Genomic DNA, 5,181 nt, shown 5'->3' on the forward strand with positions numbered 1-5,181 from the left:
CTCCCCGCCGACCCCGCCCCCGCCCCGCGCTACGTCGTCACCCTCGCCCGCGACGAGCACGACGTACGGGCCGCGCAGCGCCTGCGTCACCTCGTCTTCGCCGGGGAGCTGGGCGCCCGCCTCGACGGGCCCGAGCCCGGGCTGGACGGCGACGCCTTCGACGCGTACTGCGACCACCTCCTCGTACGCGAGGAGACCACCGGCGAGGTCGTCGGCACCTACCGCCTGCTGCCGCCCGACCGCGCCAGGGCCGCCGGACGCCTCTACTCCGACAGCGAGTTCGACCTCGGGCGCCTCGGCCCGATCCGCGACGACCTGGTCGAGGTCGGCCGCTCCTGCGTCCACCCGCGGCACCGCACCGGCGCCGTCATCGGCCTGATCTGGGCCGGACTCGCCCGCTACATGACCAACAGCGGCCACAACTGGCTCGCCGGCTGCTGCTCCGTCCCCCTCGCCGACGGCGGCGCCCTGGCCGCCTCGACCTGGTCCACGGTCAGGGAGCGGCACCTCTCGCCCGAGGAGTACCGGGTCACCCCCCACCGCCTCTGGACCCCGGACAACGCCGCGGCGGCCACGTCCCGCGCCGAACTGCCCCCGCTGCTCCGCGGCTACCTGCGGCTCGGCGCCTGGGTGTGCGGCGCGCCCGCGCACGACCCGGAGTTCGGCGTCGCCGACCTCTACGTCCTGCTGTCGATGCGCCGCACCAACCCCCGGTACCTGAAGCACTTCCTCTCGCTCGCCCCCGCGGCATGAGCGTCTGGCTGCCCACCGCACCCTGCACCCCGCGCGCGTGCGGCACCCACCACGGTCCGGTGGCCGCCGCCACGGTGGCGGCCGTCCGGGTGGTGGCGGGCCTCTTCTTCGTCCTCGCCGGCGCCCTGCTCTCGACCCCGGTGGCGCTGCTGGGCGCCGGGGCACGGGACCGGCTCACCCGGGTCTGGGCCCGCAACGTCCTGCGCGTCTTCGGCCTGCGGATCCGGGTCGTGGGCGCGCCGCTCCCGCCGCGCGGGGCCGGGGTCCTGGTCGTGTCCAACCACATCTCCTGGCTGGACATCCCCCTCCTGGCCGCGCTCTTCCCCGGCCGGGTGCTGGCCAAGAGCGAGATACGGCAGTGGCCGGTGCTCGGCGGGATGGCCGCCCGCGGCGGCACCCTCTTCGTCGAGCGCGAGCGGCTGCGGGCCCTGCCCGAGACCGTACGGACCCTCGCCACGGCCCTCACCGAGGGCTCCCGTGTGGTCGTCTTTCCCGAGGGCTGTACGTGGTGCGGGCGCGACCAGGGGCGGTTCACCCGGGCCGTCTTCCAGTCCGCGCTGGACGCGGGCGCGCCCGTGAGGCCCGTACGGATCACGTATCGCACCCCGTCCGGGACCTCGTCGGGCGCTCCGGCGTTCGTCGGCGACGACACGCTGCCCGCGTCGCTGTGGCGGGTCGCGCGGGCCGGCGGGCTCACGGCGGAGATCACGGTCCTGCCGCTGATCCCCGCCGGTCGCCACGCCGACCGCCGCTCACTCGCGCTGGCGGCTCAGCTGGCCGTCGCCGGTGACTCGGCCACGAGTGACACCGCCACCGGCGGCACGCCTGCCACGCGCATGCCTGCCGGTGACGCGCCTGCCGCGCGCACGCCTGCCGGCGACACGTCTCAGAGTGCTGTCGCCAGCGACAGCGCGAACCGTCCCTCGCTGTCGGTCCACCACTGCGTCAGCTCCATCCCCGCCGCGCTCAGCTCCGCCCGGACACCCTCCTGACGGAACTTCGCCGACACCTCCGTACGTACCTCCTCACCGGCGTCGACATGCACCACCAGATCCAGCTCCGGGATCTTCACCGTGAGATCCCGGCGCGCCCGCAGCCGCATCTCGATCCACTCGTGCTCCTGGTCCCACAGCGCCACATGCTCGAAGTCGGCGGGGTCGAAGTCCGCGCCGAGCTCGCGGTTCATCACCGACAGGACGTTCTTGTTGAACGCGGCCGTCACCCCCGACGCGTCGTCGTAGGCCCTGACCAGCACGGACTCGTCCTTCACCAGGTCCGTTCCCAGCAGCAGCGCGTCGCCGGGCTCCAGCAGCGAACGGACCGACGACAGGAAGGCGGCACGCTCGGCGGGCAGCAGATTGCCGACCGTGCCGCCGAGGAACACGACCAGCCGCGGGCCCGGCGTGCCGGGCAGCGCGAGACCGGCGGTGAAGTCGGCGATCAGCGCGTGCACCCGCAGCTCCGGCCGCGCGGCCAGCAGGCTCTCGGCCGCGCCGGTCAGCGCGCTCTCACTCACGTCGACCGGTACGTAGTGCAGCGGGTCCGGCAGCTCGTCGAGCAGGTGCCGGGTCTTCACGGAGGACCCGGACCCCAGCTCGATCACGGTACGGGCGCCGGTCACCTCAGCGATCTCCGCCGAGCGGTCGACCAGGATCTCCCGCTCGGCCCGGGTCGGGTAGTACTCGGGGAGCCGGGTGATCTCCTCGAACAGGTCACTGCCCTTGGCGTCGTAGAACCACTTCGGCGGCAACACCTTGGGCGTACGGGTCAGCCCTTGCAGCACATCGGCGCGCAGCGCGGCGTCGGTGGCGTCCTCGGGCAGGGTGCGGGTCAACTGGAACGGGCTCACGGGAGGGGCTCCTTGAGGGGGGTGAGCGACACGTTGGCGCGGGTGGCCACGACCAGGGTGCGGTCGGGGACCTCGCGCCAGCGCGGATCGTCGTCGTACGGCTCCGAGGCCACCACCACGCGGTGGCCCGGTTCGGCCAGGAACCAGAGCGAGTCCCCCCAGGCCGTCGCGGCCACGTGCTCGCCGTCCGTCACCAGCAGGTTCAGCCGGGAGGCCGGAGCGGCCGTCGCCACGTCGAGGACGGTGTCGGCCAGGGCCTGGCCGATCTCGTCCCCGGTCCGCAGGCGGTGCAGGAGCAGGGCCCACAGCAGTGCGGAGTCGGTGTGTGCCGGGAGCGAGAGCAGGTCCTCGGCGGGCAGTGTGCCGGCCACGCCCGCCACGGAGGCGGGCCACCCCCCGACCGCGCCGTTGTGACTGAACAGCCAGCGGTCCGCGGCGAAGGGCGCCGCGGCGGCCTCGCCGTCCGCGCCGGGCAGGGTGGCGTCCCGGACGGCCGCGAGCAGCGCGCCGGTCCTCACCACCCGCGCCAGATCGGTCAGCCCGACGTCCGACCAGATGGGCCCGGCACGCCGGTAGCGCGCCGGGACCGGGTCGCCCTCGGCGTACCAACCCACCCCGAAACCATCGGCGTTGACCGTCCCGTTGCGCTGCCTGCGCGGCTCCCACGACTGCCGGTACAGCGCGTGGGAGGGCGCGATCAGCAGCTCGCCCAGCGCCACCGGCGGCCCCAGATAGGCGATATGACGGCACATCAGACGTCCCTGGCCGTACGGAATCCCGAGAAGATCTGCCGGCGGACCGGCAGGTCCCAGTTGCGGAACGTACCCCGGCAGGCCACCGCGTCCACGGCGAACGAACCGCCGCGCAGCACCTTGTGCTCACTGCCGAAGAACACTTCGGAGTACTCGCGGTACGGGAAGGGGACGAAGCCCGGGTACGGCAGGAAGTCGCTCGACGTCCACTCCCACACGTCCCCGATCAGCTGCTGGACACCCAGCGGGGACGCGCCCTTCGGGTAGCTGCCCACCGGGGCGGGCTGGAGGTGGCGCTGGCCGAGGTTGGCGTGCTCGGGCGTGGGTTCGCCGTCGCCCCACGGGTAGCGCAGGGTCCGCCCGGTCGCCGGGTCGTGCCGGGCCGCCTTCTCCCACTCCTCCTCACTGGGCAGCCGCCGCCCCGCCCAGCGGGCGTACGCGTCGGCCTCGTACCAGCTCACGTGCAGCACCGGCTCGTCGGCGGGAACGGCCTCCGTCACACCGAAGCGGCGGCGCAGCCACTGGCCGCCCTCCTGCCGCCAGAACAGCGGCGCCGTGATCCCGTGCTGCCGGATCTGCGCCCAGCCCTCGGGGGCCCACCAGCGTTCCTGGGCGTAGCCGCCGTCCTCGACGAAGTGGAGGTACGCGCCGTTCGTCACCGGCACCGTGTCGATGAAGAACGCGGGCACCAGGCGCTGGTGCGCGGGCCGTTCGTTGTCGAGGGCCCATGGCTCGGCGGTGGTGCCCATCGTGAACCGGCCGGCCGGTACCAGGACCTCGGAGGGCAGGCCCGTGGTGTCCCCGGCGGGCGGCCGGGGAGCGGTCAGCGCGGCCGGCCCCCGGCGCAGCTGGTGGGTGATGAGCATGGTCTCGTCGTGCTGCTGCTCGTGCTGCGCGATCATCCCGAAGGCGAAGCCCGCGTCGAGCAGCGGGGCGCCGTGCAGCGGGGTGCGCTCGATGACGTCGATCACACGATTACGTACGTCGGCCGCGTACGCGCGCGCCTCCGCGGGCGCGAGCAGGGGCAGCGTGGGCCGTTCGGAGCGCGGGTGCTCGAACGCGTCGTAGATGGAGTCGATGTCGGGGCGTATCGCGTCCCGGCCGCCGACGGTACGCAGCAGCCACTGCTCCTCCTGGTTGCCTATGTGGGCGAGGTCCCACACCAGGGGCGACATCAGGGGCGAGTGCTGCGCGGTGAGGTCGTTGTCCTCCACGGAAGAGGTCAGCAGGGTCGTACGGTCCCGGGCCCTCGTCAGCGTGTCGACGGCGCGGCGCCGCAGCTCTTCGGAGGAGGTGTCGACGGTCATGTGAGGAGTTCCTTCCCGGTGACGGGTGCGCGCACATCGTCGGCGGGACAGCGGCCCGGCAGGACGTAGCGGTCGTTGAACGCGGCGACGGCTGCCTGCACGGCCGGTGTGGCACCGACGCGCGGAAGTGCTTCGAGAGCGGTCGCGAAACAGGAGATCGCGGCCAGGTGGAGTTCGGGGTCGGCCAGGCCGTACCGCGCGGCGTTGACCCACAGGAGATTGCCGGGCGCCGGCAGCGCGCCCGCGGTCTCGGCGAGTGGCTTGACCGCGCGGTAGACGGTCTCCGCGGCCTCCGGGTCGTCGAACAGCGCGGTGGTCACCGCGAGCGGCACGATCCAGCCGTCCTCGCCGGGCTGCGCGTCGATCATGCGCAGCTCCAGGTGCCCGCGCGGGCGCGCGGGCGGGAACAGGGTGCTCAGGTGGTAGTCGAGGTCCGCCCGGACCGGCGGACGCGGCAGCCCCGACCGGATCCACTCACGGAACGTGAGCCCGTCCGGCACGTGCCAGGGCCCCTCTTCCG

Annotated in this window: 6 protein-coding genes; 2 read left to right on the top strand and 4 right to left on the bottom strand. The window is 73.8% G+C overall.

Annotation, left to right across the window (positions count from 1 at the left end; all coding sequences use genetic code 11):
* A partial coding sequence (locus GT042_RS33270; RefSeq protein ID WP_161312409.1) for a GNAT family N-acyltransferase occupies window positions 1-753 on the top strand: 753 nt, incomplete at its 5' end.
* Entirely contained in the window at window positions 750-1,745 is a 996-nt protein-coding gene (locus tag GT042_RS33275) for a lysophospholipid acyltransferase family protein (RefSeq protein ID WP_161312410.1), read from the top strand. The genes GT042_RS33270 and GT042_RS33275, both read left to right, overlap by 4 nt.
* Here GT042_RS33275 and egtD read toward each other — a convergent pair.
* From egtD to GT042_RS33295, 4 genes are all read right to left on the bottom strand, one after another.
* Window positions 1,640-2,602: an L-histidine N(alpha)-methyltransferase gene (gene egtD / locus GT042_RS33280; RefSeq protein WP_161312411.1), complete on the bottom strand. Its 963-nt coding sequence runs from the start codon at window positions 2,600-2,602 to the stop codon at window positions 1,640-1,642. The two genes, GT042_RS33275 and egtD, sit on opposite strands and share 106 nt — an antisense overlap.
* Window positions 2,599-3,354: an ergothioneine biosynthesis protein EgtC gene (gene egtC / locus GT042_RS33285; RefSeq protein ID WP_161312412.1), complete on the bottom strand. Its 756-nt coding sequence runs from the start codon at window positions 3,352-3,354 to the stop codon at window positions 2,599-2,601. Before egtC ends, egtD begins: the two co-directional genes overlap by 4 nt.
* Complete coding sequence (egtB, locus tag GT042_RS33290) at window positions 3,354-4,661, bottom strand: ergothioneine biosynthesis protein EgtB (protein WP_161312413.1); 1,308 nt, start codon at window positions 4,659-4,661, stop codon at window positions 3,354-3,356. The genes egtC and egtB overlap by 1 nt, the downstream gene beginning before the upstream one ends.
* Window positions 4,658-5,181: glutamate-cysteine ligase family protein (locus GT042_RS33295; RefSeq protein ID WP_237531449.1), on the bottom strand; the 524-nt coding region annotated here is incomplete at its 5' end. The genes egtB and GT042_RS33295, both read right to left, overlap by 4 nt.

It is taken from the genome of Streptomyces sp. SID3212 (assembly GCF_009865405.1).
Lineage (GTDB): Bacteria > Actinomycetota > Actinomycetes > Streptomycetales > Streptomycetaceae > Streptomyces.